The organism is Rossellomorea sp. QJM3NY_18, from assembly GCF_056173145.1.
In genome coordinates, this window is the sequence record NZ_CM149659.1 from 2,484,889 (window position 1) to 2,501,592 (window position 16,704).

The 16,704-nt window shown below is 42.1% G+C and carries 19 protein-coding genes; 3 read left to right on the top strand and 16 right to left on the bottom strand.

All coding sequences use genetic code 11. From position 1 onward, the window contains the following. Window positions 1–133: 133 nt before the first annotated feature. Window positions 134–874, top strand: coding sequence for a DUF4397 domain-containing protein (locus tag AC0VXY_RS12745; protein WP_475525460.1), 741 nt, complete (start codon window positions 134–136; stop codon window positions 872–874). 48 nt (window positions 875–922) lie between these two features. Here the strand turns inward: AC0VXY_RS12745 and AC0VXY_RS12750 are convergent, their stop codons facing one another. From AC0VXY_RS12750 to AC0VXY_RS12760, 3 genes are all read right to left on the bottom strand, one after another. Next, the gene (locus tag AC0VXY_RS12750) at window positions 923–1,510 is read right to left on the bottom strand and encodes a YpmS family protein (protein ID WP_435990391.1); all 588 of its coding nucleotides are present in this window, start codon (window positions 1,508–1,510) and stop codon (window positions 923–925) included. Then, window positions 1,507–2,337 (bottom strand): SGNH/GDSL hydrolase family protein, encoded by an 831-nt coding sequence (locus AC0VXY_RS12755; protein WP_435990390.1) that lies wholly within the window; start codon window positions 2,335–2,337, stop codon window positions 1,507–1,509. Before AC0VXY_RS12755 ends, AC0VXY_RS12750 begins: the two co-directional genes overlap by 4 nt. 84 nt (window positions 2,338–2,421) lie before the next feature. Continuing rightward, entirely contained in the window at window positions 2,422–3,405 is a 984-nt protein-coding gene (locus AC0VXY_RS12760; RefSeq protein ID WP_475525461.1) for a nucleoside hydrolase, read from the bottom strand. A 218-nt stretch (window positions 3,406–3,623) separates the two neighbouring features. Here AC0VXY_RS12760 and AC0VXY_RS12765 point away from each other — a divergent pair, with 218 nt between their 5' ends. After that, window positions 3,624–4,109: a PCYCGC motif-containing (lipo)protein gene (locus tag AC0VXY_RS12765; protein WP_435990388.1), complete on the top strand. Its 486-nt coding sequence runs from the start codon at window positions 3,624–3,626 to the stop codon at window positions 4,107–4,109. 77 nt (window positions 4,110–4,186) lie between these two features. On the opposite strand, the gene AC0VXY_RS12770 is transcribed toward AC0VXY_RS12765, so the two are convergent. From AC0VXY_RS12770 to AC0VXY_RS12780, 3 genes are all read right to left on the bottom strand, one after another. Continuing rightward, window positions 4,187–5,029: a DegV family protein gene (locus AC0VXY_RS12770; RefSeq protein WP_435990387.1), complete on the bottom strand. Its 843-nt coding sequence runs from the start codon at window positions 5,027–5,029 to the stop codon at window positions 4,187–4,189. Window positions 5,030–5,229: 200 nt separating this feature from the next. Continuing rightward, window positions 5,230–5,502: a DUF2535 family protein gene (locus tag AC0VXY_RS12775; RefSeq protein WP_435990386.1), complete on the bottom strand. Its 273-nt coding sequence runs from the start codon at window positions 5,500–5,502 to the stop codon at window positions 5,230–5,232. Window positions 5,503–5,573: 71 nt separating this feature from the next. Further along, a complete protein-coding gene (locus AC0VXY_RS12780; RefSeq protein WP_475525462.1) occupies window positions 5,574–6,236 on the bottom strand; it encodes an SOS response-associated peptidase in 663 nt (220 codons plus the stop codon). Between the two features lie 122 nt (window positions 6,237–6,358). On the opposite strand from AC0VXY_RS12780, the gene trhA reads away from it, so the two are divergent. Continuing rightward, window positions 6,359–7,057, top strand: a complete 699-nt coding sequence (gene trhA, locus AC0VXY_RS12785; RefSeq protein WP_435990384.1) for a PAQR family membrane homeostasis protein TrhA — start codon at window positions 6,359–6,361, stop codon at window positions 7,055–7,057. 52 nt (window positions 7,058–7,109) lie between these two features. Here trhA and AC0VXY_RS12790 read toward each other — a convergent pair whose 3' ends face one another. The 10 genes from AC0VXY_RS12790 to AC0VXY_RS12835 form a co-directional block, all read right to left on the bottom strand. Continuing rightward, window positions 7,110–7,595 (bottom strand): dihydrofolate reductase, encoded by a 486-nt coding sequence (locus AC0VXY_RS12790; RefSeq protein ID WP_435990383.1) that lies wholly within the window; start codon window positions 7,593–7,595, stop codon window positions 7,110–7,112. After that, on the bottom strand, window positions 7,592–8,386 hold the full coding sequence (locus tag AC0VXY_RS12795) for a thymidylate synthase (RefSeq protein WP_435990382.1): 795 nt from the start codon (window positions 8,384–8,386) through the stop codon (window positions 7,592–7,594). Before AC0VXY_RS12795 ends, AC0VXY_RS12790 begins: the two co-directional genes overlap by 4 nt. Window positions 8,387–8,408: 22 nt before the next feature. Further along, window positions 8,409–9,098 carry an anthrax toxin lethal factor-related metalloendopeptidase gene (locus AC0VXY_RS12800; protein ID WP_435990381.1) on the bottom strand — a complete coding sequence of 230 codons (690 nt, stop codon included), beginning with the start codon at window positions 9,096–9,098 and terminating at the stop codon, window positions 8,409–8,411. A 166-nt stretch (window positions 9,099–9,264) separates the two neighbouring features. Beyond that, window positions 9,265–9,855: a YpjP family protein gene (locus AC0VXY_RS12805; RefSeq protein ID WP_435990380.1), complete on the bottom strand. Its 591-nt coding sequence runs from the start codon at window positions 9,853–9,855 to the stop codon at window positions 9,265–9,267. Between the two features lie 795 nt (window positions 9,856–10,650). After that, the gene (locus AC0VXY_RS12810) at window positions 10,651–11,427 is read right to left on the bottom strand and encodes a class I SAM-dependent methyltransferase (protein ID WP_435990379.1); all 777 of its coding nucleotides are present in this window, start codon (window positions 11,425–11,427) and stop codon (window positions 10,651–10,653) included. Window positions 11,428–11,531: 104 nt separating this feature from the next. Further along, window positions 11,532–11,966, bottom strand: coding sequence for a BrxA/BrxB family bacilliredoxin (locus AC0VXY_RS12815; protein ID WP_435990378.1), 435 nt, complete (start codon window positions 11,964–11,966; stop codon window positions 11,532–11,534). A 21-nt stretch (window positions 11,967–11,987) separates the two neighbouring features. Continuing rightward, window positions 11,988–13,115 carry a conserved virulence factor C family protein gene (locus tag AC0VXY_RS12820; protein WP_475525463.1) on the bottom strand — a complete coding sequence of 376 codons (1,128 nt, stop codon included), beginning with the start codon at window positions 13,113–13,115 and terminating at the stop codon, window positions 11,988–11,990. A 78-nt stretch (window positions 13,116–13,193) separates the two neighbouring features. Next, a complete protein-coding gene (locus AC0VXY_RS12825; RefSeq protein ID WP_475525464.1) occupies window positions 13,194–15,080 on the bottom strand; it encodes an ABC-F family ATP-binding cassette domain-containing protein in 1,887 nt (628 codons plus the stop codon). Further along, complete coding sequence (locus tag AC0VXY_RS12830; RefSeq protein WP_475525465.1) at window positions 15,077–15,721, bottom strand: HD domain-containing protein; 645 nt, start codon at window positions 15,719–15,721, stop codon at window positions 15,077–15,079. The genes AC0VXY_RS12825 and AC0VXY_RS12830 overlap by 4 nt, the downstream gene beginning before the upstream one ends. A gap of 97 nt (window positions 15,722–15,818) precedes the next feature. After that, window positions 15,819–16,676 carry a DegV family protein gene (locus AC0VXY_RS12835; protein WP_475525466.1) on the bottom strand — a complete coding sequence of 286 codons (858 nt, stop codon included), beginning with the start codon at window positions 16,674–16,676 and terminating at the stop codon, window positions 15,819–15,821. Window positions 16,677–16,704 lie beyond the last annotated feature (28 nt).

Sequence of the window (16,704 nt, forward strand, 5' to 3'; positions counted from 1 at the left end):
TAGTACTTTCATTATCCAATATTTTCATAAGGATTGCAAGCTATATTTCTGATTTTTATAAAAATAGGTGTTTTCACCATTTTTTCTCCCCGGCATATTCTATTGTGTTAATACTGTTAAGGGAGAGATACGGATGAGCCAACATGATTATTTGACGAAAGCTGCGATGTATGACTTGTTATCCGGTTATTATAAATATTCTGATCCGTCCATGCACGTTCATTACTACCAGAAACATCTTAAATATATGAGGCTTGCCATGCAGGCGCAGCGAGCTGACATGACAACCTCCATTCAGCCTTCGTATGTCCGTGTATTACATGCGGTCCCTGATGCACCGAATGTAGATGTATATGTAAACGGAAACCGTGTATTACGGGATGTAGCCTTTAAAGATGTGAGCGATTATTTAACATTGCCGGCCGGGAAATATCATATTGATGTATATCCTGCAGGTACAAGTGTGACAACGGTCATTAGTAAAAAAGTAAAAATCGATCCAGGAAAGATTTACACCCTTGCAGCTGTCGGGACACTTAATAAGATGCAATTACTTCCTTATCTGGATGATCCAACAGTGCCTAGTGGAGAAACAAAGGTGAAATTCATTCATCTTTCCCCTGATGCCCCTGCAGTTGATATAGCTGTGAAAGGCGGGGATGTCATATTCCCGGATATATCCTTTAAACAAGCGACCGATTATCTTGGGTTGACTCCAATGACCGTCAATCTCGAGGCGAGGGTCGCCGGAAGTAAAAACAGTGTACTGAGCGTCCCGGATGTGAAGCTGAGCCCTAATCAGGCCTACACGATCGTTGCCTTGGGATTAGCCAATGGAACACCGGAACTGGAAGCCATACTATTGAAAGGATAAAAATTTACCATACAAAAAAGGTGACTCCATCAGGAAGCCACCTTTTTCTTATTGTGCGCGGTCGACAGGGACGAGTAATCTGAATGAAATATTATCTTCTTTCAAATCGAATTCTTTTGCCCGTACTTCCACATCACTCTTCAGTTTCATGTCTTGGAGTGAGACGTAAATCAATTCATCATTGGGTTGAATCTTTACCCAGTCCGGGAAATTATAAGAATCTCTGATCACTTTCAGTACATAGTTGACCGGGAGATTCAGTGAACCTACTGAAATCGATTTTTGTTTTAACAGAATATCCCCATTGTCCAATGCCTTCGGTTCGAAATTCAATTTAAAGTCCAAATCTGAAGTAAAGACAGGGACCGATCCAAGGAGTTCAACATCATCCTTCAGCTGAACATCGTAATCCACCGGCCCTTTCATCCCTTCTTCTTCAATATAATGTTCAATAATAAGATTTAAATCTTTCTTGTTGGTCTCTACATTAAATCCTACTTGTTGATCTGTATTTTTGTTGTCGTCAGGCAGTGCATCATCCTTTACAGGCATAAAGATCATGGACACAATGATGACGAATCCCAAAATGATCATACCTAAAAGGACAAAGAACCCTACCTTCCATTTGTTCTTCATGACGGCTGCTCCTCTTCCTCAACAGAATCTTTTCTATCTGTCAATGTAGCTAATGTTTCCCCTTTTGCAAGATCCGTAAACATTCGGTCTGCGATCAATTTATACCCTTCATCATTTGGATGAAAGTAGTCTTCATACAATAGAGTATCTCCTGCATCAATAAATAAGTCCTCAATTTTCACGAATAACGTCTTATCATAACCCGTCAGTACCTGTATGCTTGCTTCATTCCAATTGTGAATCACCTGATTGACTTCATCAATATCCGAAAACCAAGTATTAAAAGGATTATACAGACCGACCAGGACAATGCCTGCATCGGGGTTATAACTTCTGATCGTTTCAATGATCTCTTGTAACCGGAGTTGATATTGACGTTTCTCCTCCTGGAATACCTCTAACTTCAAGTGTGATAAATTTTCACGAAAAATTTTCATAACATCGTTTCCGCCGATAGTGATCATCACTAAATCAGACTCCTCAATGGAAGACTTCACATCTTCCTTCTTTAGTCTTTTCAATAATTGATCGGTACGGTTTCCCCTGACTCCGTAGTTATGAAATTGGGCATCCTTTACACCATCTAATGATTCAAGGCTTTTTTCCAAATAAGGAACATACCCACCACTTTTCGTACTGTCACCGACACCTTGAGTCAATGAATCTCCTATTGAAACCACCTTCAAGTTCTTCGGTATAAATGTTTCATTGGGACTTTCTTTATCCCAGTTGGATACTTCCCTTGTAATGTGATCAGCAGCATCTTCTAACGAACACCCTGCCAGGAAAAAAACAAAAGCGAGCATGAGAATGGACATTTTTTTCATATGTGTCACCTCGCTTACTCTTTTAATTATTATATCACGGTTCTTTACCTGTAAAACATTAATACACTCATCAATCGGTCATCCTCATTCCTGACGGCTTGGTCCTGATTGTAAAGTGGAGAATACTTCCTTAATAAATTGTCCGTAATGGAATTGTTTTGCAATTTTATGAATCCGCCATGGTTCTTTATCCGTTGATTTCCTAAAATCCCCGATACTTTGGCCAAACGTACAACCCGTATTGACAGCAACCCGTATCGGGACTTCCTCGAATATCATCTTCCCGCCATCAGCAAGGGCCCACATAGCCACTAAATCATGCAGAGGACTTCCAGTAATATCTGGATAGGTCTTCTTATAAAACCCGTAATAATAATCAACCATTGGTTTAATAATCTGGCCAACCTTATCATTTGATTTCAGATAAAATTCATGGAGTTGATCGATCATGTGGGGGGTTATGAGTGCATACATTGTAACATCCAATGGAACGAGGTGAATTTTCTTCGGGGCAAGCTGGATCAGGATATTCGCAGCATAAGGATCTCCATAGAAATTGGCTTCTGCGGTCGGGGTGACATTTCCAGGAACATTGAAAGCCCCTCCCATCACATAAAATTCTTTCACTTTCTTCATCGTTTCAGGATATAAAATAAAGGCGGTTGCCAATGAGGTTAATCGACCTGCACAATAGATATAGAGCTCCCCTGAATATTGATTAATTAGTTCCTTGATTTGATAGAAATTTTCACTAATATCCGAAGGGTTGAATTCAATTTCACCAGGTATGATCGGTCCGAGACCAGCCACACCATGAACTTCCGGATAGAACTTCGGCCGGGTACCCGTCAAGGCAGAGACCGCACCACCGATAACCGGGATATCTGTTATCCCCGTAATGCTTTGCAGGTATTTTACATTTTTCAATGCGGATTCTCTGGAAACATTCCCGTAGTCCGAAACAATCCCAACGATTTCAATCGTATCGCTATAGTAAGCATACAGTACTGCGACGATATCATCGATTCCAAAATCTGAAATCACTAACACTTTTTTTTTATCAGACAAGCACATACACTTCCCTTCATCAAACATCCTCTATATTAAGGAGGAAATGCTGTCGTTCCCCATTCTATTTGTGCCTTTCTTGCCTATTATATTTCTATGATATGTTGGATGTAGTTATGAGGTGGCAATAATATTCATAAAATCAACCATAACCGGGACGAACCCGTTATGGTTACCATGGTACAATACGAATATATCTAAAATGAAAGGTGATTGGAATGAAGAAAAATGTCTTTTTGTATTTCACATGTTTGATTGGTTTATTAGGGTTCCTTGCCGGTTGTTCCAGTGATCAGAATGAAGATACGCACAAGGATCATACTGCGGCTAACGGGGACATTAGGGAAGAAACCGCTTCTGTCGAGACCCTTCCTTCTTTTCTTGACGATAAGGATGACAATATGAAACTCATCTATTCCTCCGCAGCTAAAAACCCTGAGCTTCTAAAATATATTCCTTGTTATTGCGGATGCGGGGATTCAGCCGGGCACGAAAGCAACCTGAATTGCTTTGTTTATAAAACGGAGGGTGACAAAGTGGTGTGGGACGACCACGGTACCAGATGTGAGCTTTGCTTGAAAATCGCGGCTGAATCCATCGTAAAATATAAGAATGGTGATTCCATTAAACAAATCAGAACATTTATAGATGAACAGTATAAAGAAGGATACGCCAAGCCCACCCCTACTCCGATGCCTTCATGATATCAGGCAGCAGGTTTTCCTGCTGTCTTTTTCATAAAAAAAGACGAAAGGATTGATTCCCCTTCGTCTTTTGTTCATTAGTCTGTGTAATACATGAAACCGATGGCCCCGATACCTGTATGAGTGCTGATGATAGGCGTTGTCGGAGCGATCTCGATTTGATCGTATCCAGTTTTCTCTATGATCTTGGCTTTCAGATTTTGAGCCAGATTCATTCCATCTGCATGGACGAGTCCAACCCCCCGTATGGTCTTTCCTTTCACGTCATCTACAAATTGTGTAGTTAAATACTTCACTACCTGTGAGTGACTTCGAACCTTCGCAACCGGAGTATACTCTGCTCCTTCCAATGATGCGATCGGCTTGATATTGAGCAGGGAACCGATCATGGCACGCCCTTTCCCGATTCTCCCACCTTTCACAAGGTTTTCAAGGGTGTCTACCACGACAAACAATTTTGTATTGGAACGGATCTCTTCGATGGCTGCAAGGATTTCTTCCATAGACCTTCCTTCTTGAGCAAGTTTGGCGGCTTCAATCACCTGAAAGGCCAATCCTTTTGAAATGAAACGTGAATCCACAACCGTCACATCTGCTGTCGACATGTCTGCAGCAGACTCTGCCGATCGAACGGTCCCACTCATATTACCGGTCATATGTATGGATAAAACGCGTGATCCATCATTACCTAATTTATCATACAGTTCAACAAATGACCCTGCAGGCGGTTGAGAGCTTTTTGGTAATTCTTTCGAAGCCTTCATTTTTTCTAAAAAGCTTAAAGGTGAAAGATCTACTCTATCTAAGTATGTTTCCCCATCAATTGAAATGGACAGAGGAACCACATGAATATCCAATTCTTTTACGACTTCATCAGATAAATCAACTGTCGAATCTGTTACAATCTTAATTTTGGTCAATTTTGCCACATCCTATCTCCCATATCATAAGTATTATATCGTTAATCGCTGAGGATTTAAATAGATAGCAAGCATTTAACTCATTAGCCAATTGGATCGATGAATAAATGTCGGAATATACCCCAAATAGAATGGAAGTCATACAAAAAGGTCTGATCCAAGGGCATCTCTATGCCTTTAGGATCAGAGCCAAGTAAAGCTTATGCATTATTCTTTAACTCTTCTGATTGATAAATCTCTTCGTACTCTGACCATTTCGTCGTTCTCTTTAAATGTTCTCTAAAGCTGAAGATGGTCTTAGGCTCATTATGATTCACCACTTTAGTGATAAATTGATGAAGCCTAAGATTTACCCTTAGGTAGAGAGGGCTGTCTTTCTTCAATACAGGAACTTCTGAGATTTTGACCTTCCGTCCATACTTTGATTTGAACTCGATGGTTTTTGTCAGCAAAGTATCAATCCTCTTTTTCACCCGTTTATTCTTCTATTATACCCTATTTATAACCGCATAAAATGTCTAATCATGCGAAAGTGCCAAAATTTTTATACTCCTGTTGAAACCGGGACTAAACATTCTGCTGTATCATGTTTGGGGGAGTTCACGACACTGGATACCTGGTACCCTTTCATCCATTCATCAGGGATTGGCTTTAAAACGGAAGCAGCTTGATCAAAGGAGTATTCCTCTGTGTTGAGCCATTTCTCGATATCCTCGCTGTTTGTAAGCATCACTGGCATTCTTTCATGAACATCTCCCACCAGGGAATTCGCTTCGGTAGTCAGAATGGTCGAGGTGGTGACCTCTCCATTCCTGTCCCATAACCCGGCAAATACAAATGGCTTTCCTTCATTCAATTGGAACCTTACAGGAATATTCCCTGATTCATCCTTCTTCCATTCATAAAAACCATCGGCAAAGATCACCATCCTCCTTGAATGCACAAGGGATTTAAAACTGGGTTTGACAAGGAGCGTTTCACTACGGGCATTGATCAATGGTTTCCAGTTAGAGGAATTAGCCCAATGCGGAACAAGCCCCCAAGTGATTTCACCCGCTCTCCTCTTCCCCTTGTGAGAAATAAGGGAAAGGACGTTCTGAGATGGAGCGATATTGTATCTCGGCTGCCAATCTTCAAGGTATTCATCAATCAAATAGTGTTTTATCAATTCTTCTAAAGGGGTCGTCAAAGAAAATCTTCCGCACATATTTGCCACCTCGTCATCGTTTCTTTACTTAGGAATATACATCATTCTGCACCGGAATCCAACCATTACACTTTACTCCTTTACTATGTTGATGATTGCACAATAGCTTAAAGAGGATTATCATGAATATATGCAAATCGTTAAGCGATCAATCAGACGATCGTAGAAAGGATGAAAACACTTTGACATATGATTTCGATTTTTCCAATTGGAAAGAAGAAGTTGCGAATGCCATCACCCATGGTATCGGATTGATTCTCAGCATTCCGGCATTAGTGATGTTAATCATTTTTGCCGTTCATGAAGGATCTGCCTGGCACATTGTCAGCTTCTCGATATTCGGGACTTCCATGATTCTTCTTTACTTATTTTCGACACTCTTGCACAGCTTTAAGCCCTCAAAGGTGAAAAATCTATTTGCGATCTTGGATCATTCGGCCATTTATGTCCTTATTGCTGGAACGTATACGCCATTTATGCTTGTCAGTGTGAGAGGTGCATTAGGATGGACTTTATTTGGGATTGTGTGGGGACTTGCCTTAGTGGGGATTGTGTTCAAGTGTTATTTTGTTCAACGCTATCAGGTGGTATCCACCCTATTCTATCTTGTGATGGGCTGGCTCGTGATCATTGCGATTAAACCTTTATACGCTAGTTTGACAGGGGCAGGATTCGGGCTTCTCTTAACAGGAGGGATCATGTACTCCGTCGGTGCTGTCTTCTACGTGTGGAACAAACTTCCTTATAATCACGCCATCTGGCACCTGTTCGTCCTTGCCGGAAGCGGTTTTATGTATTTCTGTATCTTGTTCTATGTGTAAGATTCGACCCATAATAAAAGTCCAGCCACTGGCTGGACTTTTATTATCTCTCTTATTTTCTTACATAGATCTTAAATTCGTAGTCGTAAGGATTTTTTTCATCCTTTATCCCTTTTTCAGAAGAAATGCAGGTAAACTCTTCCCAGGGGATGCGGGGCATGTTCGTATCCCCTTCGAATTCATGATGGATCTGTGTAACATATAGTCTTTCTACATGGGGGACGAACTGTTTATATATTTCTCTTCCACCCATGATAAAGATTTCTCCGCCTTTTTCTTTAGACCACTCCACAATTTCCTCTACAGAATGCATGACAAGGCATCCTTCTTGTTGAAATGTTGTATTTCTGGTCAAAATGACATTTTCACGATTAGGCAATGGCTTACCGATGGAATCGAATGTCTTTCTCCCCATTACGATTGCATGTCCGTTCGTCGTCTTCTTGAAGAATTTCAGATCCTCAGGCAGTCTCCAAGGCAGTCCATTATCTTTCCCGATCAGCTGGTTCTGATCCATCGCCCATATAAACGAAATCATACACTCACGACTCCTTTGATATGCGGATGGGGATCGTATCCTTCAAGTTTGAAATCTTCGAAGCTGAAACCGAAGATGTCTTTGACTTCGGGATTGATCGTTAGCGTCGGCAGTGGTTTCGGATCCCTTGATAGTTGTAACTTTACTTGATCAAGGTGATTTTGATAGATATGCACGTCGCCGAATGTATGAACGAACTCCCCTGCCTCTAAATCACAAGCCTGTGCCACCATCATCGTTAGTAGAGCATACGATGCAATATTAAAGGGAACTCCAAGGAATACATCGGCAGATCGTTGGTATAACTGACAGGATAATTTACCATCTGCCACGTAGAATTGGAACAGGCAGTGACAAGGAGGCAAAGCCATATGATCCACATCAGCTACATTCCAAGCGCTCACGATCATTCGTCTTGAATCAGGATTATTCTTGATCGTGTCGATTAGGTTCGAGATCTGGTCGATGGTTTCTCCATTTGCACCGGACCATGACCGCCATTGATGCCCGTATACAGGTCCCAATTCACCGTTTTCATCAGCCCACTCATTCCAGATGCGTACCCCGTTCTCCTGAAGATAAGCTACATTCGTATCTCCTTTTAAGAACCAGAGGAGTTCATGAATGATCGATTTCACATGCAGTTTTTTCGTTGTAACGAGAGGGAATCCTTCCTGTAAATCAAAACGCATCTGATATCCGAACGTACTGATCGTCCCTGTTCCCGTCCGATCCTCTTTCTTTGTCCCATATTCCAGCACATGTTTGCACAAGTCTAAATACTGCTTCACAGTGACCACACCTTTTACTAGTTTATAGTTCTTTAAAAAATCGATATGTTGCGGGTGCCTTTTGCTTAAGTAGATTCCTAGTTTCGGGATTCAAATAGTACATAGCAAATGTTTCAGCAAAATATTCTTCTTTGTATTGAAGGAAATACTCTTCATCAGGGAAAACCCGTGGTGCTTCCCTTTTCCAGAGGGGTAAGAATTTCAGCTCATAATACAGGTCCGTTAAGACGTACCGATCAATGCTGTGGGCGAACTCATGAAGTTCCAGATTATATGAGTTGTGCCCTTTTCCTTTCCCGCTATGACCGATCTTTACTAATACAAGCTTTGAACCACCTATCCCAGGGACATCATCCCACGTAATACTTTTATTAGTGTACCCTCTCGGGGTGACTCCTTTCAAGTGACTTGTCGTAGAAAAATCGGTTAATTTGTTTTGGAATAATCGAATTTTGATATCCTGCGATTCGGCGGACTCCAACAGCGACGTAGGAATATGATCCAGTCTTTTGATCATTTCACCGGCTTCTTCTTGATCAAACGTTGATTCTGGTAAGAGGATCATATTTTCGAGCTGATTACTGGATTGAAGGTTTACTTGCGTTTTAAGGGGCGAGTGTTTTAGGAGGGTACCGTCGTAATTAGCATTTGTGTGGGTCCAGACAATCACAAGAGTTACTGTAATCAGAAGGATGATGAAGGTGCGTTTCACTTTAATCCCTCCTTTTTCTTATGATGCAACGGTGATGCATTTATTACTATTTTACCATAATGATAGACCCGATTTCAGAGAGTATTATTTCCATTTCTTAAAAATGAGCAAAAAAACAAGCACGCTCATCCACGCACTTGTTTTATCTGTTTTGATATATGGTAGATCAGGACACGCTCATCCATTGAGGAGGAGTGTTTTTATCCCAGAAAATGCTTCCGAGTTCATGATGTGCCTGGAATTGGTCATGTACCGTATGGTAGTGAAAGTTGAAATAATATCCATCTTTTGGTGGATGGTCTTTTCTTACATGAAAACGAATGATATCTTCACCCGAACGCTCATCATAGATATGAAAGATCTTTTCTGTTTTAGCATACTGAGGTACTTCTGAAATGGTAAGGGACGTTAAGTCTTCTTCCGGAAATTGAGCTGCTGTATCCGCTATCGCAATTTCAATCTTTGGAAGGATTAACGATCTGAATTCGTCCTCTATGACAGGCTTGATCTTGGTCCCGAATTTTTCATATGCATTTTTTTCTGCTTGTACCAGCATCGTTTCTATAAATACATCATAGGTTAGGGCAGCCTCTTCTTCTCTTGTTTCCTCTGGAGTCGACTCCACGGTGGAAGGCTTGCCATTATTCTTTGCAAGGGCATGATTTTCTTCATTCAGGAAGGCTTGTGATGGTGAAACAAGTCCAAATGTCAGGATTGATAATAAGATAAAAAACGATTTCTTGAGCCAGATCGACATAGATAACGTCCTTTCCTATGTATTACGTCTATTATTATACTACTTCTTACGATTAAAAAGTGAAAAAGGTTTCATTTTTTTGTAGGATATAAAAATCTTTATGTGGTAGTATATTAATGAGGATACTTTGTAAGGAGGATAACTAGATGGATACTGGAATTATGATCAATATCGGATACATACTTCTGTTAGGTTATTTTATTGTACTGGGATTCACTGATTAATATTTATGAGATTAGACAGGCGATGGATGCCTGTCTATTTTATTGATTGTTTACGTAAACATGGTAGCATTTTGATGAAGCGAGTAGTGGTTGATTTCCGCTCCAGGTGCTCGCTTTCCGCGGGGCTGGCGGTGAGCCTCCTCGGCTTCAAGTGGTGTCCTACCCTTGTCCAGCTCCGGCGGCTAGCCCCTCGAGGTCATAAGCTAAATGGTCCAAGAAGGCAAAAAACGCCTTCCCGGCCCATTCATCTTATGCTTGTCGGGGCTGAACAAGCCGCCTCCGCTTTTCGATGTTTCCCGCAGGAGTCGAGCACCTTCCGCTCCAATCAACTGTCAAAGCGTAAGAATTTTACTTTAAAGAAGTGTCAGGGTTGTTCACATCCAACTCATTATCTAATGGTTGTACTGACTGATTGTAGCTTATAAACTAATGCTCTTTATCTACACTGTTTTTATGTACCATTTAGCTCTGTCAAAATATACTCTTCACACTCCAGCACACATTCAATGACAGAGCATCTGCAAATCATAGAATGTGTAAAAATCACAACTATCTATGCCAACAAAGCCATTTATAACCGGATGACTCCAAAGTGAAATTTGGCTGATGGCCTTTTTATTACTTCAAAGCCCATTTCTTCGAATAGGGGTGATTGATAGTGTTCTTTTAATACGACCCGCTTTTTGGCCACTCTTTTCGCTTCTTCTATTCCTTCTTTTGTAACGCCGGTATAGCTTGCCCATTGTCTGATGGGATTGATTCCATGGGAGTCGGTCAATGCTTCTTCAAACATCGGATCGATGTACACGACGTCGAATGCGTCATTCCTGAATTTCTTTAGTTCTTCATAAAAATGTCCATTGAGAACGTTTATACGTTTCATGGCCCGATTTAACGCAGGAAGCGGAGAGTTCCATTTCTGAAGTCCATGATGAACGATATGGGCAATGTATTTATTCGCTTCAATCCCTGTTACCGACCCTTCCTCCCCTACGATATGACTCGCAATAATACTATCTGAAGCAAGTCCAAGGGTGCAGTCCAGAAAGCTCATGCCTTCCTTAAGGTCCGCCGCTTCTATGAGTGGATCCTTCTCCCCTCTCATAAGCCTCTTGATCCGGAAAGATGCGGAATTTGGATGGAAAAAGAATGGCTCTCCCTTCCCTTCCCGCGTATGAAGTTCCAGCCGCTCTTTCCCGATGACGAGGCAGTCCCCATCAGCTTTTTCCATATGGTGACGGATCGATCTTTTTCCCCTGGGTATATATGGTATAGAAAGGAGATCGGATGCCTTATGCGCTTTATCTATTACGTTCTGATTGGTTCTTCCACAAGTGGTGACAAACACGTTAGTGATTCTCCTTTAGATATTCGTTTTTCTATCATCTTTTCATTATCCTACCACAAAAAAAGAGCGGGTGACTCTGTCACCCGCTCTTTTTTGATGAACTGCTAGCAGTTTTGATTAAACGCAGTCACCAGGTTTGAAATAATGGAAGAAATATCGTGATCTTCAATTTCTTCCCTGGGGATAAAGTGAACGACCTTGTTTCCTTTAAGCAAAGCCATGGATGGAGAGGAAGGCTCATAACCGTCGAAGTATTCTCTCATCTTGGCAGTCGCTTCTTTGTCCTGTCCTGCAAAAACCGTAACAAGATGGTCAGGGGTCTTATCGTTATTCATGACGGATTGAGTGGCAGCAGGACGTGCTAGACCAGCTGCACACCCGCAAACAGAATTAACGACGACGAGGGTCGTTCCTTCCGTTTTTTCCATGAAATTCACGACTTCCTCTTCTGTACCAAGCTCTTTAAACCCTGCTTGCGTCAATTCCTGCCTCATCGGCGTAACCAACTGTCTCATATATTCTTCATATGCCATAGACATGCATAATCAATCCTTTCCTGTTTATTGATGACGTGCTTCCGTCATCTGTTTCCAAACCGATCCTTTTGCTTCTTCGCCGCCCTCAATTCGTTCGATGGCCATTTTCACTTGAAGCTTCACTTCAAATTCAGGGTCATTTTCCGCCTCTTTTAAACCAGGCAAGGCAGATTCATCACCGACTTCATAAAGAAACATGGCCGCGCGCCATCTAACCAGCTTACTCTTATCCTTTAAGGCTGCAATCATTTCCGGGATCGCCGCTCGAAATCCCAGATCAGAAAGACAGTCACCCGCCGTCCTTCTCACTGTTACGGACCTATCACGCAATCCCTTGTACAACAGTGGAAGGACTCTTTCATCTTCTATCATTCCAAGGTACACAACGGATAATCTGCGGATCGATACTTTCTCGTCCTCGAGCGCTTTCTGAAGTAGAGGTAAGTCACCCAATGCAGGATCCTCCATCGCATCCAGTTTCTGATACCTGGTTTCCCATTCCGGCGCTTCAAAATCCTCGACGGTCACCTTTTGCTTTTTCTTATAAATGAGGGGTCCCTTGGCATCGGTTGTTTCCTGTGCTTCCACGATAAGCCTGGAAAGTCTTTCAGAAGGATAGGCTGCAACTAATTCTTCCGTCACGTCGCTGCCGATCTCATCAAGATCACCGTAACGGATGCCATAATCTTTCCACTTTCTAAGAAGGACGACATTATCCCCCTCTTTTTGAGCCTGACCAAGCGCTTCAAGGAATGAAGAAGGCAGGGAAAAACGTTTTTCTTGTTCCCCATCTGTCACTTTTACTTGCATCGGAATTCCTTTGAACATCTGCACACTGACATTCACTTCACCAAAATGTTCCTCCATGTGGGCTCCCGTTTCCCCATCAGCTGTATCTTCACCGAATGCTTTTCGCACCTGTGGCAAAAGCTCTTGCCAATCGAATTTAGCATTCCGTTCGACGGCCAGGAAGTCGGCAACATGGTATACACCTTTAACACCTTCAATGGCTAAGATCTCTTTGATGACGGGAGGAGCCCCCTCCGCTTCATCTTTTTTATAATTGTTGCTCTTCCCGGCCTTCATTTCCTGATCGAGAAGAACTTTCATCGTATTCGGACTTGGAGTAGGTTCAATTGATACGATCCTCAAGATTGTTACCCCTTTCTCTAAACAGTTCATTTACCTTCCATTTTAACACAGTATTCTTGTTGTCTTAAGAAAAGCGACTTATTCGGCAAATTCTGAGAGATAGGTCCACCTCTCAATGAGCCTTTCCAGTTCTTCATTTAGCTTTTCACTTACATTCATCAACTCTTGTGCCCGTTCGAAATTGCTGCCGACTTTTTGGAGCTCGGCATCCGCTTTTTCTATTTTTGCTTCAATGTCTGCCATCTTATCTTCAATCTCATCCCACTCTCTTTTCTCCATATAAGAGAGCCTTTTTTTCTCTTTCTCCTTCACTTCTCTAACAGGGACTGGTTCTTTCATTGAATCCGTCAGCTGCTTCTTACTTAAAGCTTCACTCTTCTCAAGATACTCTGTATATTCCCCGTAATAGAAATCGATCTGACCGTCCCCATTAAATATTAACAACTGATCTGCTGTCTTATCCAAGAAGTATCGGTCGTGGGAAACAGTGATCACTACACCTGAAAATTCATTGATATAATCTTCAAGCACTGTCAGGGTTTCTGTGTCTAAGTCGTTGGTAGGCTCATCCAGCAGAAGGACGTTTGGTTTTGACATTAATAGTTTCAGCAGGAAGAGTCTTCGTTTTTCACCGCCGGACAGTTTTCGGATCAATGTCCCATGGGTGCTCATTGGAAAAAGGAATCTTTCGAGCATGGACGTAACGGAAACTTGCTCTCCCTTATCCGTGGTAATGTACTCACCCTCTTCTCTTAGATATTCAATCATTCTCATATTCTCATCCAATTCTTCATGCCCCTGGGTATAGTAGGCGATCTTGACGGTCTGCCCTTTGATCAATTCCCCACTTGTCAGATCATCCGTTCCTGCAAGGAGATTAAGGAAGGTTGATTTTCCGCTGCCGTTTTTCCCTACTATCCCGATTCGGTCTTTAGGCTTGATCAGGAATGAGAATTCGTTTAGTATTCGCTTGTCTTCAAAGTGTTTTGACGCGCCCTTGAACTCATACACCTGCTTGCCTAAACGATTTCCCCCAATCGACATATCTACTTGTCCATTGGAAGGACCGGACGACATTGTATCTTCCAGGTGTTCGAATCGCTGGATACGGGCCTTTTGTTTCGTGGTCCGGGCTTTAGCTCCCCTTCTCATCCATGCAAGCTCTCTCCGGTAAAGATTCTGCTGTTTTTCGGATAATTGGCGTTCCACTTCTTCACGAGAAGCTTTGGCTTCAATAAAAGAAGCATAATTCCCTTTATAGGCATATAGGCTGCCTCCATCCAATTCAAAGATCCGATTTGTCACTTTGTCGAGGAAATACCGGTCATGTGTCACGAGTAACACTGATCCGTTATATTTCCCCAAATAGTCCTCCAGCCACTTGATGGACTGAAAATCCAGATGGTTGGTCGGTTCATCCAATATAAGCAAGTCCGGAGTTTCAATAAGGACCCCTGCCAGTGCCACCCGCTTCTTTTGCCCGCCGGATAGTTCATTCATCTTCTTCCCGAAATCCTGAATGCCAAGCTTCGTTAATATGGCTTTAGCATTTGCACTTGCGTCCCAGGCATTGAGGAGATCCATTACCTTTTGTGCCTCGAATAATTCATCTTGTACCTTTGGACTTTCCGGGTTCTTCTCCATCTCCATTAGCACCGTTTCATAGTTTCTCATAGCCTGGATGATCTTCGCTTCTCCCCGGAATACTTGTTGAAGCACGGTTAATTCCCCATCAAATGCGGGTTCCTGTTGAAGATAGGCAATATGATAGTCGTTAGGCCTTGAAAGCTCACCGGTATCATATTCTTCCATTCCTGCAATCAGCTTCAACAGACTTGATTTACCTGTACCGTTCACTCCGATCAGTCCGACTCTTTCCTTCTCCGTAATGGAAAAGGATATATCTTTAAACAGAGTCTTCTCCCCATAGGTTTTGGAAAGATTCTCAGCTGTTAACATTCTCATTCTTGACCAGTCCATTCTTTATTAAATTGCTCTAGAAACCGGAGCATGAACTCATGGCGTTCTTCCGCCAACATCCTGCCGGTTGCCGTGCACATTAAATCTTTCAACTTCAGTAATTTTTCGTGAAAATGATGGATACTGGAGCTATCCCCATTTCTGTATTCCTCTAAGGTCATGTGTTCCCTCACATGATAATGAGGGTTATACATCGCTCTGTCTTTCCTGCCTCCATAAGCAAATGTCCTGGCGATGCCGATCGCCCCGATGGCATCAAGGCGATCGGCGTCCCTGACGATTTTCGCTTCAATGGTAGTCAATTCCGCTTCATGACCACCTTTATACGAGATGGAATAGATGATCGATTCCAGTGACTCTCTTTCATATTCGTTGAGTGTGAGATTCGTCAGGATATGATCCAGCTTTTTTTTTCCTTCTTCTTCGTTTACGAATTTCTCGTCCGGCACATCGTGAAGCAGTGCTGCAAGCTCAATGATATACGTCTGGGAAACCTGCTCTCTTTCTGCAATTCTAAGAGCCTGTTTTCTCACTCGATCTAAATGATACCAATCATGTCCGGTTGATTCACCTATGTACTCTTGTTTTAAATAGTCTATTACTTGGTCCAGCTCTTTACGTTCCATATTTCCACCTTCTCTTCCATTGTACCAAATGATGTTCTACTTTCAGAATAAAAAGGAGTGGATGCCTGAATCTACACATCACTCCTTTTTTGGTTTTTTAATTTTTTTCTGAAAACCAGCTTATACCGATTGTGTTTTCACCGGCATGTACACCGATCACTGCCCCGAGGGGATAGGCTCCAAATTGAATTTCAGGATAAGCTTGTCTCAGCTGATCCATCCATTCTAAAGCATCCTCCCGATTTAACCCGTGTAATACAGATACTTTCCTTATGCTCCTATTTGTGAGAGCGAGATCCAACTGATGGCTCATGCTGATTAAGCCTTTTTTTATGCTCCTTACCTTGTCTTCCACTTTAAGCTTACCATCTTCAATGGAAAGCATGGGCTTTATCTTCAGGACGCTCCCCAGAAAGAATGATAAACCGCCCATCCTTCCGCTTTTATGTAGCTGTTCCAAGCTCCCAACCATCACATACGTCTCACATGAGTTGATTCTTTCTTCAATCGCTTCTTTTATCTGAAGGGGATCTTTTCCTTCCTTCGATAAGCGTTGACCGTACTCAATCAATTCTGTCAAAGGATTGGAGAGGATCTTTGAATCAATGCAACTAATATTCGGAGTGGTGTCCTTCAGTAGTTCCGCAGCCTGATAAGCAGACGAAAAAGTCCCGCTGAAATGTGACGAAACATGGATGGAGAAAATATGGTCATAGTCCCTTGACAGCTGTTCGAATAATTCCTTAAACCTGCCGATTGAAGGCTGAGAGGTTTTCACTTCCACCTTTTCGTTCCTTAATTTAGCGAACAATTCTTCAGGGGACAGGTCAATACCGTCCATATACTCCTTCTCCCCGAACAGGATGCTCATGGGAACAACATAGATGTCGTTTTCCCCACTCCCCGATTGATTTGGAACAAAAGCAGTACTATCTGTTACCCATGCTATTCTCATGAAAAATTCCCCTTTTTTCTATTTATAT